The sequence below is a fragment of the Viridibacillus sp. NPDC093762 genome (assembly GCF_050279675.1).
Taxonomy (GTDB): domain Bacteria; phylum Bacillota; class Bacilli; order Bacillales_A; family Planococcaceae; genus Viridibacillus.
In genome coordinates this window covers 25536-41481 of the sequence record NZ_JBNNUK010000018.1, presented here as the reverse complement: position 1 = coordinate 41481, position 15946 = coordinate 25536, and the positions used below count along the sequence as shown (strand labels likewise).

Here is a 15946-nt window from a genome sequence, read left to right as displayed (position 1 = left end):
CCTTCCTTCTAAAAAAATTGTGAATATCAATATGTCATTATGGAACTCCCTATATAACAAACATATAATGTACTGTAACAACTTCGGAGGTGATTACACTGATTCATACGGTTAAACCAGGTGAAACACTGTTTCAACTTTCTAGAGATTATCGCACTCCGCTATCCGCAATTATAAGCGCGAACCCATCTATCGATCCAAATGTACTTTATATTGGCCAACCTATTGTTATTCCAGGTTTTCCTGATCCTAATACAATTCCATATCAAATTGATGTTTCACTCGACAATCGTTGGCTTAGATTATATAAAGATGGTGTATTACAAAAGCAATATCCTATTGCGGTTGGAAAAATGTTAACCAATACACCTGTAGGAAATTTTATTATCATTAATAAAGCACCTAACCCAGGAGGCCCATTTGGAACGATGTGGATGAGCTTATCAAAAGATACGTATGGAATTCACGGCACAAATGACCCAAGCTCAATCGGTAAGGCCGTATCTCACGGCTGTATCCGCATGCATAATGAGGATGTAGAAGAGTTAGCAAGTATAATTCCAATAGGAACTCCGGTTTTTATACATCCATAATGGTAAATAGGACTACCCACAATAGTCTGATAGTCGACTTTTGTAGATAGTCCTGATTTTAAAATCTATTTATTCCAAACGTCTTTAGCGATACATACAACATGACGTAATTTTTCCCATTGCTGTTCTTCAGTTAATAGATTGCCTTCTTCAGTAGAGGCAAAACCACATTGTAGACTTAAGCAAAGTTGATCGATATTCACATATTTCGTTGCTTCTTCGATTCTTCCTTTAATTTCATCTTCATCTTCAAGTTCAGAAGTCTTGGAAGTAATCAATCCCAAAACGACATGTTGATCTTTAATGAATCGTAATGGATTAAAATCTCCTGATCGTTCATTATCAAATTCTATGGATTTAAGTAGTTTAGGTGACCACTACTATACGTATAATAAAACAAAGCCAGGTCTATACTAGACCTGGCTTTGTTTTATTAATGTAGATTAAGTTTTTCTTCTACTTTCTGACAGACTTCATCTGCAGATAGGCCCGCCGCTTCAATAATTGAACCTTGAATGGACGTATCGTGAATACCCAGTGCATTATTGTCCAACCCTGTAATGACACAACAATCTACCCCCGTTGCGTCCGCTTCATGTTTCAGTTCAACGACTTCATAGCCCTTTGCAAGCAAAGCCTCCGATACATTCGTTAACGATTGCTCTACACCTATTATCGACATAGTAGGGTTCACCTCCTAGTTGATAAGATGTCCGTTTCTACTTATATTTATGTATGCAATTTCAACTAAAACAAAGACAAAACCCCATAATAAGATATCTATTATAAGAAGTGTCGGTGACTTTAGTCCATAAAATAAAAAGAAACGCACATCTTAAATGATGTGCGTTTCTTCTGCTATCTATCATTACCCTCTTCGTCCGCCTCTTCCACCGCGTTTAGACTCGGTGCTGCGTTTTAAAGTAGATAAATTATCTTCACTTGATTTTAAGAATTTAGCCATCTTATCTTCAAAGGTTTCCTTTGGTTGGAAATTGCCTCGTTGACGATTATCCTTCTGGCGATATGGGCGCTTCGTATAAGAAGACGTATTTTCAACAGGTTTATCAATCGCTTTTTTAATAGATAAAGCAATTTTCCCTTCTTTTTCGCTTAGGACCTTTACTTCTACTTGATCCCCAACTTTAAGATGTTCATTAATATCTTTTACGTAAGCTTCTGCAACTTCACTAATGTGCACAAGCCCTGTCACCTTATCCGGCAACTCAACAAACGCACCAAAATTTGTGATTCCTGTAACCTTACCTTGTAACTTGCTACCAATTTCTACTGACAATCCATTTCCTCCTAATAAATACTATACTTTATTATATCAAATTTATTTTTTGACGCCAGTCATCTGTAATATTATTTAATATCAACAATATTTCCAATTTAATACTAATAACGTCAGTAGTATCGGTGACTGGCATCATTAGATTTATAAAAAAAAAATCGCACGCAATAGAGGGAATCAATAATATGTTCAGAATATATAAGTGAAGGCGAAAGTCCATTTTTGAGAGGAGGAAATGAGTAATGTCAAAGAAAGTATTATTGTTAGCTGGAGATGCCGTTGAAGCTTTGGAGATTTATTATCCGTATTTTCGTTGTCTTGAAGAGGGCTATGATGTGCAAATAGCCGCTCCATCGAAGAAAAACTTACAGACAGTCGTTCATGATTTCATTGGTTGGGATACTTATACTGAGAGTAAAGGTTACTTAATTGAATCTCATTTGGCGTTTGAGAATGTACAGCCTGAAGAGTATGATGGATTGATTATCCCTGGAGGAAGAGCTCCTGAATACATTCGATTAAATGAAAATGTTCCAAAGATCGTCACTCATTTCTTTGAAGCAAATAAACCTGTTGCAGCAATTTGTCACGCTAGTCTCATTTTAACAACTGTTTCTCAATACTTAAAAGGTCGCGAATTAACGGCTTATATCGCATGTAAACCAGATGTAGAAGCTGCAGGGGCTACTTATATTGAAGACCCTCTCCATGTTCAAGGAAACCTCATTTCCGGACATGCATGGCCAGATCTACCAGGATTTATGAGAGAATTCATTAAACAATTAAATCAATAAAATTTGTTCATAAAAAATAGACAAAAGAATGTATCCAAAATATCCTAATGTATTTTGGGTACTTTTCTTTATAGCTACTAATTTACTACCTCATTAATAAACAGTAAACATTTGAAAATTGTATATATTAAAATGTAGATCTGTTTTAATCTGTAATTCAATTGGCTATTCTATACTTTCTTCCACCAAACTTCCCCATCCTCTTTTGACTGCATAATTATTTCTCCATTCGTCTCACAGAATAAACTTTTTGTAATTGCTATATTTTCATTTCAAAAATACTGTTTAAAACCCCTTCCATTAAACGCTTAATTTAATTTTTTGTTTTTTGAAAGAGGTATTTATATTGCTATAGCAGCCTAAAACAACATGTATGATGAACTATCCACCTCTTCACTAAATGTATTAAAAACAAATCTTTGTCCATTCTAATATCACAAGGAGGTGAAAAAATATGGCTTCAAATAACCGAAGTTCAAATAAACTTGAAGTACCAGGTGTTCAACAAGCGGTTGATCAAATGAAATATGAAATTGCTCAAGAGTTTGGTGTACAACTTGGAGGAGAAGCTTCTTCTCGCGCAAACGGTTCAGTTGGTGGAGAAATTACTAAACGACTAGTTCAAATGGCTGAAAACCAAATAAAAGGCAATTCTAATCAATAAAAATCCAAAGTAAGAAGGTAGAGTTATCACGCTCTACCTTTTTACTTTGGATTTATAAACTTCAATTTAATTAACCACAGTCTAATAAAAATGAACGAATTCCTCTAGTTGAATTTCATTCTTAATGATTATAGTAACTTCTATCGTGATACTGCTCTACATGTGTCGCATGCAGGAACATAGCACATAAGAAATGAATTAATCTAAACATTAATAATCATTCACTTGAAAAACATCCTCAATATTTGAGATTGTATTATTACAAATATAATCAATACAACACAAAAAGCCCTTTCCAAAGAAAGAGGCTTTTTGTGAAAATTGAGTATGCTATTCCATTACGCTCTATACCTTACCGCCAAGCCTTTTAAGAATTTACGTGCGAAATTATCGCCGCATTCTTTATAATTTCTATGACCTGGTTTTCTAAAGATAGCGCCTAATTCACCTTTTGAAACAGCTATACCACCATCATCAAGTATATCCAACATATCTTCTGTTGTTAATTGTAGTGCTACTTTCAATTTTTTAAGAAGCATATTATTCACATGATCCTTCGTTGTTTCAGGAGCTTTTGGTTGTCCTGGTTTTAAATCTTGTTTACCTCTTTTAAAAGTAATGAAGCCATTTAAAAATGACTCTAACATTTTATAATCACATTTTATCTGATCGTCATTTTCTTCTAAGTTAACTTCATCATCGAATTCATCTTTTGATTTTGTCAGTATTTTTGGTACTTCTTCTCTTGTTACTTCCATACCACCAAGTTTAAATATCTCTACCATATCTCTATTTTTTATATCTAGAGCGTATCTTGTTCTAATTAAAATATCATTGTTATCCATTTATAATGCACCTCATACTATTGCTATTTTTCTTCGTCGCTTCAGCTGTTTGATTGTCCTTTAAGAATCTTAACACGTATATACACAACGTTGTTAGTAGTACCTAAAAAAAATTCTATTTCTATCAATTAGCTTTAGGAATCGACATCTATTTTCACATCACCTATTCAGAAGAACAATAAAGACAAACTACTCTACAAATAAGTGTAAACACTCTTACGATCTCCATTTCCACAAGAAATATCGTTTATTTCAAGTTATGTCGATTTCTCTTTTTAGCTTCTAGAAGATTAAGTAGAGCTTAGTATTCGTACATCTTTATCTTCTCACTCACTAACTAATCTATACTACCCATTAGTTATTTTATGAATTAACATGAATATAAAAAAGACCATAGAATATTTCAAATCCATGGTCTTCTTTAACATCGCACTGTAATTGGTTTTGTGTTTAGACTTCCTCAAGACAAACTATCTAAATTTGTTAGATTAATAGGTCATCAATATAAACAGAAATGCATTTCAATTGATGATTAGATCAACATTTTTTCTCAGTTATATTTAGTGTTTTTCAATTGATTGCATAGGCTTCCATGTACTTTTTTTCAAAGTAAGCATGACAAAGGATTAGTCAACTAAGAACCATATATTTTTTTCTAAAAATACATTTCAACAATAACTACCGTTCAAGGAATATATTTAATTATGTTATTTAAGATATGCTAATATTCGTTTTATCTCCTGTTACCTGACGCTTTTCCTTATATGAAATCACTCCAATCAAGCCAATTATGGAGAATATAACTGGCGCGAAGAAACCATAGTAGTATCCACCAACTTGATTCCCTGAAGTAGCTTGGAAATGATCCAATATATATCCAAAAATGATTGGTAGCAATACAGCACTTAGAAAGCCTCCCGTATTTGCAACCCCAGAAACAATGCCCGATTCTTTTATAGGGAAAGATTGACGTACAGCTGCAAAGGTTAATGCACTTGCCCCATATCCAAAGCCAATGATAAAGAATAGTATAACTAGCAAGAAAAATGACGGGTGCCCATTAAATACAAGGAAAGAAAACCACCCCAATAAAACAGTGCTATGAACGACAATATATGGCCTTTTTATTGTTTCTAACCGGCTTGAAATCCAACTAGTTAGAGGAGCTCCAATAAGTGCCCCAATGAGTCCGATCATAATCAGCTGGCTTGCATCTGAGCGTGTCATTTCATACATATTCATCCCATATGGTACTGCCCAAGAACTGATAAACCCTACATAACCTCCAACTACTCCAAAATGACAAAAGAATAGAGCCCATGCTTGCCGATTTGAAAATATTCTTCGCAGTAAAACTAATGTTTTTTCGCGTTCTACCTCTACTGTTACAACTACCGATTCATCCAAAAAGATTCGTTTAGTTTTTTTTACAAGTACGAAATAAAGAAGAAATCCACATAAACATAATAATAATCCTGCTGAGAAAAATGCTGCCCTCCAACCAAGTAAAAGTATCCATGTGGAGAAAGGGACTGTCGCCAATAAGAAACCAAGACTTCCTGTCATGCCCGCCAGACCAATTAATCGAACAAATTCCTTTGTATGAAACCATTGGGCCAAAATTAGCACCATATTAACCCATATGGTCGCATCCCCTATCCCAGTTAATATTCTAGAAAAAAACAGGACAAATTCATGTGTACCAAGACTATAAATAATTGTACCTAAACCTGTAAGTATTGCCCCGATAATTAGAAAAAAGTTTGGACCAAAACGATCGGCCAAAATCCCCATCGGAATTTGCAAACTCGTGTATACAAAAAATTGTATACTCGTCAATAACCCAATCGTTGATGCAGTTACATTAAAATCCCTCATCAATTGGTCTGTAATCAATCCTGGAGCGGTTCGTTGGCTTGCCATTAACAAATAAGTAAACAATACAGCAACAAATACACCCCATCTGTATCTGCTATTTTGTTTTTCCGATTATTTCCACTCCCATTAACTTTTACTCTATATATATGAACTTCATGTAGCGGTAAATCCCTTTTTTCAGAATAGTTTTATGACTTTAATTGGGTTGAAAGTTTTTTTAGTTCGATAAATTCAATAAAAAAGCTTAAATCTTGGATTTTATCACGTCTCATATAAGATATTTCTTATCCTCTTTTTCTTAATCTGTACTTCGTTTACAAACAAAAAGTGGATAAAGGATGGTGAGATAGGGATATCCCCTTTTCTCTCCATTCTTTATCCACACGGTTTGCACAACTTTATTTCATGTAGCAAGAGTCTATTTTTACTTTACTATATCAATTCCAACCACGCGACAGCTTCGCAATGAGCCGTATGTGGGAACATATCCACGGGTTGTACTTCCTGTGTTTTATAGCCACCATCTTCTAAGATTCTTAAATCTCTTGCCAATGTAGCTGGGTTACATGATACATACACAACACATTTTGGACGTTGCTCTAAAATTGTATTTAACAATGCTTCGTCGCAACCTTTGCGTGGTGGATCGACTACTAAAACGTCTGCTGTTTTACCTTCTGTGTACCAACGAGGAATAACTTCTTCCGCTGGACCTGCCTCGAAATACGTATTTGTAAAGCCATTCAGTTCAGCGTTACGTTTAGCATCCTCAATTGCTTGAGGTACGATTTCCACACCCATAACAGATTTCGCTTTTTGTGCTAGGAATAATGAAATTGAACCAATGCCACAGTAAGCATCGATCACTGTTTCATCCCCTTTTAGGTCTGCGTAATCTAAAGCTTGCTTATACAGCACTTCTGTTTGCTCAGGGTTTACTTGATAGAATGAACGTGCTGAAATTTCGAAACGTACATCGCCAATTGTATCTTCAATGGTGTCATTGCCCCAAAGTTTTAACGTATCGTTACCGAAGATAACGTTTGTTTTTTCACCATTAATATTTTGCATAATAGATGTCACATTTGGTACAAGTTGCTTGATTAATTCCACTGCTGCTTCAGCTTGCGGGAATATGCGCTTTTTCGTTACAAGTACTACCATTACTTCGTTTGTTGCACGGCCTTTGCGTACTACTACATGTCGTAGCATACCCTGTCCTGTTCGCTCATCATATGGTTTAATACCTAACTTCCAGAGGCGAGGTTTTAAGCCTTCTAAAATGGCATCTGCTTCTGCCGTTTGGATTAGGCAACGATCTGTATCGACGATATCATGTGATTTTGTTTTGTAAAAACCTGCAATCGGTGCTTCGCCATTTAAGCCAAATGGAATTTGAGCTTTATTGCGATAGTTCCACGGATTGTCCATACCTTTAACAGGTAACACTGGTGCGTCAATCTTACCGATACGAGTCATGACATTACGAACCATTTTCTCTTTCCATTTCAATTGACCTTCGTATGATAAGTGCTGTAGCTGACAACCGCCACATTGTGCAAATACTGGGCATGGTGCAGCGACGCGGTCAGGTGAAGGTTCTGTAATGCTGATAATTTTTGCAAAGCCATAGTTTTTTAATGTTTTCAATACATGGACTTCAGCAGTTTCATCAGGCAGTCCACCTTGGATAAAAAGTGGGTAACCATCGATTTTCGCAACCCCTGCTCCATCATGTGTTAAGTCTTCTATATAAACCGTCAAGCGGTCATTTTTCTTTACTGGTGCTGTCATTTTCGTACTTCCTCCATTTCAGTTCTTCTATTGTACCATGACCTCTTAGAAGGAACAAAAGCGCAGAGTGCCCGTTCACACCCATCAAACGGTGGCGGACACTCATGTGAAGTCGCTTTTTTACTTTATATGAGTATTCGAAGCGACCTCGATGGTGTGGTACACAAAACTAGATGCAGAAAAAATCCAAGTGCCAGAATCAACACTTGGATTTAAAAAGTTAATTATTCACCTTTAGTAACTGGCCCATCTTTTAACGCTACAAAGAAGGCTACGGCAATGGATGCTGCTAATATGATAAATGGTGCATAAAAAATTAGAAAATTAACCATTCTGAAAATCCTCCCTTATGCATGATGGTCTTTTTTCCCACGAATATAATCTTTGTTGAATAAGAATAGCTTCAAGAGCAAATATATTGATGGTAATAGCAGTAAAAGTCCTAGCACGAAAGCAACTACTAAAGCGGTTGCCATTGCTGGATTCGTGAAGCTATCATATATAGTCAAGTATGGGTAAAGTAAATATGGATAATGTGAGATACCATAGGCAAAAAATGCCAAAGTAAATTGACCAACAAGTAAGCCTAGCGCCCAGCTATAATGCCGTTGCTTCCAAATAAACCATACTGTAATGACAAACATGATTGCTGACAGACCGAACATCCAACCAATATCAATCATGCGATTATAATGTTCGACGTTATGTTTACTTAACTCAAACATAATCCCAATAACAGAAATTGCTAATGGCCCCGCCCAAATAAGCGCGTATTTTCTTAAAAGCGTTGTAGCTTTTCGATCTCCAGCTTTATCTGCATACCAAGTTAAAAATACCGCTGATATATATAGAACAGCCGCTATAGCCAACACGACTATACTCCAAGTTAATGGGCTTGTGAACAATGCTTGATAATCGAGCACTGGATTACCATGCACCATCGATACAAAGCCACCTTCAGAAATCGTTAACACTACTGATAATGAAGCTGGGATTAACAATCCTGCTGCTCCGTACATAAACGAATAACCTTTATGTCCCCGTGACCCATACGATTCAAACGCGTAATAACTACCACGAATAGCCAGGAGAATAATCGCAATACTTGCTGGCACGAGTAATGTTGTCCCGTAATAAAAAGCTGTTTTCGGGAAGAAACCAACAACTCCCACGAAAAAGAATACTAAGAATACGTTCGTTACTTCCCATACTGGTGACAAATAACGTTGAATAATATTCGTTAAAATATGTTCTCGACCTGTTAATACACCATAAGCATTGAAAAACCCTGCACCAAAGTCAATTGATCCAATTATTAAATAGCCTAATAAAAACAGCCATAATACGGATATCCCTAGAATTTCTAATGTCATGAGAAGTCACCGCCTCTTTCAGCTTTGCGATCTTCAATTTCTTGTTCAATTGGATTGTGACGGAACATACGACGAAGTACGACGACACTACCAACACCTAAAATAATATATAGGCCACAGAATAGTATCAACATTATGTCCACATGATCACTTGTTGTTGCAGCCTCTGCTACCTTCATATATTTACGTAAAATCCACGGTTGACGACCAACTTCTGCAAGCCACCAGCCAGCTTCAATGGCAATAATAGATAACGGTCCTCCTGCAACAATGACCCAGCGGAACCATTTGGTACTTACAAAAGACCAACCTCGAATTTTCCCCAAAATATATACTGCTGACACTAATACCATGAACATACCAATCATGACCATCGTATCGAACAAGTAGTGAATGTAAAGTGGTGGGATTTCATCTTCTGGAAATTCATTTAAACCAATAACCTCAGCTGTAGGATTTGAATGTGCTAAAAAGCTTAAAGCATAAGGCACTTTAATGGCATACTTCACTTCTTCACCATCGGTTACACCAAATAGAACAAGTGGAGCATTTTTCTCAGTTTCAAAATGCCACTCAGCTGCTGCTAACTTTTCTGGTTGATATTCCACTAAGTATTTTGCAGAGAAATCTCCAATAATTGCTGATGCAACGGCAAATACTAAACCAACTTTCATTAATAAGAACAACGCCTTTTTGTGATAAACGTGATTTGATCCTTTAAGCATTTTAAATGCTGCAATAGCTGCTAAAACAAAGGCTGCTGTCATGTAGGCTGTTACGACCACATGCGCTACTTTAGTAGGCATTGCTGGGTTTAACATCGCTAAAATTGGTTGTATATTAACAAGCTGACCATCTACGATATCAAATCCTTGTGGTGCATTCATAAATGCATTCACGATTGTAATAAAGACTGCTGACATCGATGCACCAATTGCAACAGGAATTAATAATAATAAATGTTTCTTTTGATTTTCAAAACGGTCCCAAGTGTATAAATAAATACCTAAAAAGATTGCTTCAAAGAAAAACGCAAATGTCTCCATAAAAAGTGGTAATGCAATAACATTACCTGCTAGCTGCATGAAGTTAGGCCAAAGTAGCGATAACTGCAAACCGATAGCGGTACCTGTTACTACACCAACTGCAACAGTAATAACGAATCCACGCGCCCAACGCCTTGCAAGTAGAATATAATGCTCATCATTCTTCTTAATCCCTACCCATTGTGCAATCATAATCATCAATGGGACACCTACGCCAATTGTAGCGTAAATGATATGGAAAGATAATGTAAGCTCCGTTAAGACACGGCTAAAAAATACAGCACTTTCATTTTCCATGATTGTTCCTCCTCAGCTTCCAAAAATTCGTCCGACGAGTGACAGCAGCATAATACCTGCTACGATAAAGCTTAACCAGATTAGTTTCTTCTCATGTGTTTTATACATAGCGCACTCTCCCTTACTTATTATTATACCCATAGCAGCCTGTATTCTAACTTCCGAACGTGACAGATTTATCACGTATTCATGTTCAAAATATGATAAAAGAATGTTCAAAATGTGAATTGATATTTATCTTGAGCAAAGAATTTGCATTTCACATTTTAAATAAAAGAAAAGACTAGAAAGCAGCATGGCTTCTAGTCTTAAAACATTCATTATATTATGGTCTATCTTGTTCTCTAATATCAGCAATTGGTACAAAGACTTCAATATGTCTTTTTAAATTTCTAAATTCAGCAGGAATATTCCCACCGTATTCACCATCTAAATTTAACTGTACTACTTCATCTGAAGTCACTTTCACATGGCTAGCCTTTGCATGGATAACATGTGGGTCTTTAAAATGTTCTCCTCGAACTGCAAGTGAAACAAGCTTGATAAAATCAGCGATATTACATTTTTTTAATATAAACATGGAGAAGTAGCCATCATTAATACTTGAGTTTGGTGATAATTTTTCGAATCCGCCTACTGAATTTGTTAAGCCGATTAAGAACATCATTGCTTCATCTTCAAATACTTCCCCATCGTATTCAATACGCATTTTAGAAGCTTTTATAGACGGTAGCATTTCAATTCCTTTTAAATAATAAGCCAGTTGCCCAATCATTGTTTTAAGCTTACTAGGTACTTCGTAAGTCAGTTCAGTTATACGACCGCCACCAGCAATATTGATAAAATGTCGATCATTCACTAATCCTACGTCCACTGGAATAGTATCACCTTTTATAATAATTTCTACAGCTTGACTTATATCTCGTGGAATATGTACCGCACGTGCAAAGTCATTTGTTGTCCCCATCGGTATTAATCCAATTTTAGGTCTCTCTTCAAATTCACTAACCCCAGCGACAACTTCGTTCAATGTACCATCTCCACCTACAGCAATGATCACATCAAATTTACGCTCAACCGCTGCCTTTGCAGCAGTAGTCGCATCGCCAGTACAGGTAGTAGCATGACAAGAGGCTTCATAGCCGGCGACTTCTAATTTTTCTAATACTTCAGGTAGATGCTTTTTGAAAATTTCTCTACCCGATGTGGGGTTATAAATGATTCGTGCTCGTTTCATATCATTACCTTCTTTGCTCTACAATTTTCTAATTATATTAACGGAAAAATTCTGAGGAATGTTCCCAAAAGTACTTAAGGCTCAAAATAGGCTGTCTCAACGTTTATATTAAATTCGTTTAGGCAGCCCTTTATTTTTTATAATGTGATATCAATTTTGAAGTTTGAAGCAGTCCAAACATGAAAAGCTTTCAATCCCATTATACAGAATCATCCTTATTGTGCAAATGACGGTTTTATTTTAAATTGTCTGTTACAACTTTACGGAAATCCTCATACACCCAACCCCAAAATTCTTCATTTGAAGCATTCTCTTCAGTAATACTTGAGAATAATTCCTTTTGTTTCTCTTCAAATGTAGGATCGTCCTGTGCAGGTAGTGTGGCTTTTTTTGCTAACACATATTCTTGTAGTTGTGGTGCACGTGGTCCCCATTTTCCAAGCACTTCTCCTGCTTCACTTAAAATGATGTAAACCGGAATAGAGCGACCACCGTTTGTTAAATATTGATCCATTAACTCTAAATTTTGGTCACGGTATACACAACGCATTTCTAAATTAGCGGCCTCTGCAATTTTGCGGATGATTGGATTGTTCATCATCGCATCACCACACCAGTCTTCTGTTATCGTTAAAATATGTGGTTTTTTAGATACCAGTAAAGAAATGAGTGCTTCATCCTCAGGTAGTTGATAATTATTATACACTTTAAAGCTGTTATCCTTATGCGTTGTCATACTATCCATATAATCTTGAATTGAAATTGTTTCATCAAAATATTGTTGTTCAGTTTTCATATGTAAAACCCCCTTGAAAATAGTGTAAATGTTTTATGAATTTTTGGCAAAGTTCTAAACATGCTAATCTCCAATAAGATGTTGTTACTCCGCTACTACTCGATTTAAATTATCCTCGTATTAAACTGAGATGGTATTGATTTTGATAAAACAAAGCGCACTGTCATTAGTGGATCGACTATCTGGCAAATTTCCATTTGACCAGCTGCACTTAATAACATGGTAACCAGCAATCGAAAGTTTCTATACGAATTGTAGTACCTGATGAAATGGTTTTAATAGGCTTGTGATTTTTATCAAAAGCGTAAACGATGCCTTCAGAACGACTAAGTGTTTCCATATGAATGCCCCCTTACTTTTCATCTACTATAGCAAAAAAGACTGCTTGAGGCACGGATGCCCAAGCAGTCTTTGAAAGTTTTAAATTAGCGTTTGTTGATTTCTTCAAGAAGGATTTTGTTAACCATTGGTGGGTTAGCTTGTCCTTTAGTAGCTTTCATGATTTGACCTACTAAGAAGCCAATTGCACGATCTTTACCATTTTTAAAGTCTTCAATTGATTGTTGGTTATTGTCCAAAGTTTCTGTAACAATTTTAAGTAAAGCTGTTGGATCAGAAAGTTGAACAAGACCTTTATCTTTAACGATTTTATCTGCATCGCCACCGTTTTCAACTAGCTCTTTGAAAACTTTTTTAGCGATTTTAGAAGAAATTGTACCTGCAGAGATTAATTTAACCATACTTGCAAGTCCTTCTGGTGTCAAAGCAGTATCTTTTAATTCTTTTTGTTCTGCGTTTAAGTAAGCAGATACTTCACCCATTAACCAGTTAGAAGCAAGTTTTGCGTCTGCTCCAGCTGCTACTGTTGCTTCAAAGAAATCTGCGATGTCTTTTTGCAATGTTAACACGCCTGCATCGTATGCTGTTAATCCTAGTTCTTCAACATAGCGAACTTTACGAGCTGCTGGTAGTTCAGGAATTTCATCTTTTACGCGTTGTAACCATGCATCGTCAATTACGATATCAACTAAGTCTGGTTCTGGGAAGTAACGGTAATCGTCCGCGCCTTCTTTTACACGCATAAGGATTGTTTTACCTGTTTTTTCATCGAAACGACGAGTTTCTTGCTCGATGACACCGCCTGCATTTAATACAGCTGCTTGACGTTTTTCTTCAAACTCAAGACCACGACGAACGAAGTTGAATGAGTTTAAGTTTTTCAATTCAGTTTTTGTACCGAATTCATCTCGGCCGTATGGACGGATTGAAATGTTGGCATCACAACGAAGTGAGCCTTCTTCCATTTTACAGTCAGATACGCCTGTATATTGGATGATTGATTTGATTTGCTCAAGATAAGCGTAAGCTTCTTCTGGCGTACGGATATCTGGTTCAGATACGATTTCCACAAGTGGTGTACCTTGACGGTTAAAGTCAACTAGAGAGCTGTTTTTACCGTGTGTAAGTTTACCAGCATCTTCTTCCATATGAAGACGAGTAATACCTATACGTTTTTTCTCACCGTTTACTTCAATATCAACCCAGCCGTTTTTACCGATTGGTTTATCAAATTGTGAAATTTGGTACGCTTTCGGGTTATCAGGGTAGAAATAGTTTTTACGGTCGAATTTAGTATGTTGTTCGATTTCCATATTAAGTGCTAAAGATGCACGAATTGCGTAATCTACAACGTTTTTGTTTACAACTGGTAAAACACCTGGGTAACCTAGGTCAATTACTGTTGTGTTTGTATTTGGTTCAGCACCAAAGTGATTTGGTGAACCAGAGAAAATTTTAGAGTTTGTTTTTAACTCTACGTGTACTTCTAAACCAATGACTGTTTCAAAGTTCATGTTATTTTACCTCCCAAATTTGAGGAGTTTCTTTGTTGAATTCAGTTGCTTTTTCGAAAGCATCTGCCACACGGTAAATTGTAGCTTCATCGAAGTATTTACCAATAATTTGTAAACCTAGTGGTAGACCATCTTCGAATCCACATGGAATTGAGATAGCTGGTACACCTGCTAAGTTAATAGGAATCGTTAAAATATCGTTAGCGTACATAGTCATAGGATCTTCAACATTTTCTCCAATTTTGAATGCTGGAGTTGGAGTTGTAGGTCCAAGAATTACATCAAATTCTTCGAAAACTTTATCGAAATCTTCTTTGATTAATGTACGAGCTTGTTGTGCTTTTTTGTAGTAAGCATCATAAGTACCTGCACTTAATGAATAAGTTCCAAGCATGATACGACGTTTTACTTCATCCCCGAAACCTTGAGCACGAGTTTCTTTGTAAAGTTCTTCTAGGTTTGTAACGTTTTCAGCGCGGAAGCCGTAACGGATACCGTCAAAACGTGATAAATTTGAAGATGCTTCAGAAGAAGAAAGGATGTAATATGCTGCTAATGCATATTTAGAGTGAGGAAGTGATACTTCTTCCCAAGTTGCGCCTTGAGCTTCTAATACTTTAAGTGCATCAAGAACTGATTGACGTGCCGCTTCTCCAACACCTTCACCTAAATATTCTTTAGGTACAGCGATACGAAGACCTTTCACATCACCAGTAAGAGCTTCTACAAAGCTTGGTACTTCAACGTTTGCCGAAGTTGAATCGTTAGCATCTACACCTGAGATTGCTTCAAGTAATAATGCATTGTCTCGTACATTACGAGTAATTGGTCCAATTTGATCAAGTGAAGAAGCGAATGCTACTAAACCGTAACGAGATACACGACCATAAGTTGGTTTCATCCCTACAACACCACAGAATGATGCTGGTTGACGAATTGAACCACCTGTATCAGAACCTAATGAGAATGGCACTTCTCCCGCTGCTACAGCTGCTGCTGAACCACCTGAAGATCCACCAGGTACTCGGTCAAGACTCCATGGGTTACGAACTGGTTTGATGCCTGAGTTTTCATTTGAAGAACCCATTGCAAATTCATCCATGTTCAATTTACCGATTGTTACCATACCAGCTTCACGTAATTTATTGACAACTGTTGCGTCATAGATTGGATTGAAGCCTTCTAGAATTTTACTTGCACAAGTTGTTTCTAAGCCTTCAGTAACGATATTGTCTTTAACACCGATAGGTAGACCGAATAGTGGTCCTCTTTCTTCAAAAGGAACTTCATCCATTTCTTTTACTTGTGCCTTTGCTTTTTCTTCATTTAGTGCTAAAAACGCGCCTACTTCACCATCTAGTGCAGCTACACGTTTGTAGGCTTCTTCTGTTAAGTCAGCGATTGAGATTTCTTTTGTTTTTAAAAGTTCTTGTAACTCTAGTGCTGATTTTGTAAACAATGTCATATGTGGCCCTCCTT

General features: G+C 36.5%; 16 protein-coding genes and 1 pseudogene. 3 read left to right on the top strand and 14 right to left on the bottom strand.

Annotated elements, in window-relative coordinates; all coding sequences use genetic code 11:
• The first annotated feature begins 98 nt into the window (after positions 1-98).
• Complete coding sequence (locus ACQKM9_RS17690; protein ID WP_427735719.1) at positions 99-593, top strand: L,D-transpeptidase family protein; 495 nt, start codon at positions 99-101, stop codon at positions 591-593.
• Positions 594-658: 65 nt separating this feature from the next.
• On the opposite strand, the pseudogene ACQKM9_RS17685 reads toward ACQKM9_RS17690, so the two are convergent.
• The 3 genes and pseudogenes from ACQKM9_RS17685 to ACQKM9_RS17675 all read right to left on the bottom strand — a co-directional run.
• Positions 659-946, bottom strand: a pseudogene (locus ACQKM9_RS17685) (5-methyltetrahydropteroyltriglutamate--homocysteine S-methyltransferase); the annotation flags it as partial.
• Between the two features lie 80 nt (positions 947-1026).
• Positions 1027-1275, bottom strand: coding sequence for a YkuS family protein (locus ACQKM9_RS17680; protein ID WP_427735698.1), 249 nt, complete (start codon positions 1273-1275; stop codon positions 1027-1029).
• 186 nt (positions 1276-1461) lie between these two features.
• Positions 1462-1890 carry a S1 domain-containing RNA-binding protein gene (locus ACQKM9_RS17675; protein ID WP_427735697.1) on the bottom strand — a complete coding sequence of 143 codons (429 nt, stop codon included), beginning with the start codon at positions 1888-1890 and terminating at the stop codon, positions 1462-1464.
• 242 nt (positions 1891-2132) lie between these two features.
• Between ACQKM9_RS17675 and ACQKM9_RS17670 the strand changes: the two genes are divergently transcribed.
• Together ACQKM9_RS17670 and ACQKM9_RS17665 are read left to right on the top strand one after the other, a co-directional pair.
• Positions 2133-2684: a DJ-1/PfpI family protein gene (locus ACQKM9_RS17670; RefSeq protein WP_427735696.1), complete on the top strand. Its 552-nt coding sequence runs from the start codon at positions 2133-2135 to the stop codon at positions 2682-2684.
• Between the two features lie 454 nt (positions 2685-3138).
• Positions 3139-3348 carry a small, acid-soluble spore protein, alpha/beta type gene (locus ACQKM9_RS17665; RefSeq protein WP_427735695.1) on the top strand — a complete coding sequence of 70 codons (210 nt, stop codon included), beginning with the start codon at positions 3139-3141 and terminating at the stop codon, positions 3346-3348.
• Between the two features lie 338 nt (positions 3349-3686).
• On the opposite strand, the gene ACQKM9_RS17660 is transcribed toward ACQKM9_RS17665, so the two are convergent.
• The 11 genes from ACQKM9_RS17660 to gatA form a co-directional block, all read right to left on the bottom strand.
• Positions 3687-4193 (bottom strand): DUF1456 family protein, encoded by a 507-nt coding sequence (locus ACQKM9_RS17660; RefSeq protein WP_427735694.1) that lies wholly within the window; start codon positions 4191-4193, stop codon positions 3687-3689.
• A 711-nt stretch (positions 4194-4904) separates the two neighbouring features.
• Positions 4905-6134 (bottom strand): MFS transporter, encoded by a 1230-nt coding sequence (locus ACQKM9_RS17655; protein WP_427735693.1) that lies wholly within the window; start codon positions 6132-6134, stop codon positions 4905-4907.
• 369 nt (positions 6135-6503) lie between these two features.
• Entirely contained in the window at positions 6504-7865 is a 1362-nt protein-coding gene (gene rlmD / locus ACQKM9_RS17650) for a 23S rRNA (uracil(1939)-C(5))-methyltransferase RlmD (protein ID WP_427735692.1), read from the bottom strand.
• 224 nt (positions 7866-8089) lie between these two features.
• Positions 8090-8197 (bottom strand): cytochrome bd oxidase small subunit CydS, encoded by a 108-nt coding sequence (gene cydS, locus ACQKM9_RS17645; protein ID WP_427735691.1) that lies wholly within the window; start codon positions 8195-8197, stop codon positions 8090-8092.
• Between the two features lie 15 nt (positions 8198-8212).
• Entirely contained in the window at positions 8213-9238 is a 1026-nt protein-coding gene (locus ACQKM9_RS17640) for a cytochrome d ubiquinol oxidase subunit II (RefSeq protein WP_427735690.1), read from the bottom strand.
• A complete protein-coding gene (locus ACQKM9_RS17635; protein ID WP_427735689.1) occupies positions 9235-10581 on the bottom strand; it encodes a cytochrome ubiquinol oxidase subunit I in 1347 nt (448 codons plus the stop codon). The genes ACQKM9_RS17640 and ACQKM9_RS17635 overlap by 4 nt, the downstream gene beginning before the upstream one ends.
• A gap of 325 nt (positions 10582-10906) precedes the next feature.
• Positions 10907-11818, bottom strand: a complete 912-nt coding sequence (locus tag ACQKM9_RS17630) for a diacylglycerol kinase (RefSeq protein ID WP_427735688.1) — start codon at positions 11816-11818, stop codon at positions 10907-10909.
• A 235-nt stretch (positions 11819-12053) separates the two neighbouring features.
• Positions 12054-12614 (bottom strand): thioredoxin family protein, encoded by a 561-nt coding sequence (locus ACQKM9_RS17625; RefSeq protein WP_427735687.1) that lies wholly within the window; start codon positions 12612-12614, stop codon positions 12054-12056.
• A gap of 211 nt (positions 12615-12825) precedes the next feature.
• Positions 12826-12954 carry a hypothetical protein gene (locus ACQKM9_RS17620; protein WP_427735686.1) on the bottom strand — a complete coding sequence of 43 codons (129 nt, stop codon included), beginning with the start codon at positions 12952-12954 and terminating at the stop codon, positions 12826-12828.
• 85 nt (positions 12955-13039) lie between these two features.
• On the bottom strand, positions 13040-14467 hold the full coding sequence (gene gatB, locus ACQKM9_RS17615) for an Asp-tRNA(Asn)/Glu-tRNA(Gln) amidotransferase subunit GatB (protein ID WP_427735685.1): 1428 nt from the start codon (positions 14465-14467) through the stop codon (positions 13040-13042).
• Position 14468: 1 nt separating this feature from the next.
• The gene (gene gatA, locus ACQKM9_RS17610) at positions 14469-15932 is read right to left on the bottom strand and encodes an Asp-tRNA(Asn)/Glu-tRNA(Gln) amidotransferase subunit GatA (protein ID WP_427735684.1); all 1464 of its coding nucleotides are present in this window, start codon (positions 15930-15932) and stop codon (positions 14469-14471) included.
• Positions 15933-15946: the final 14 nt, after the last annotated feature.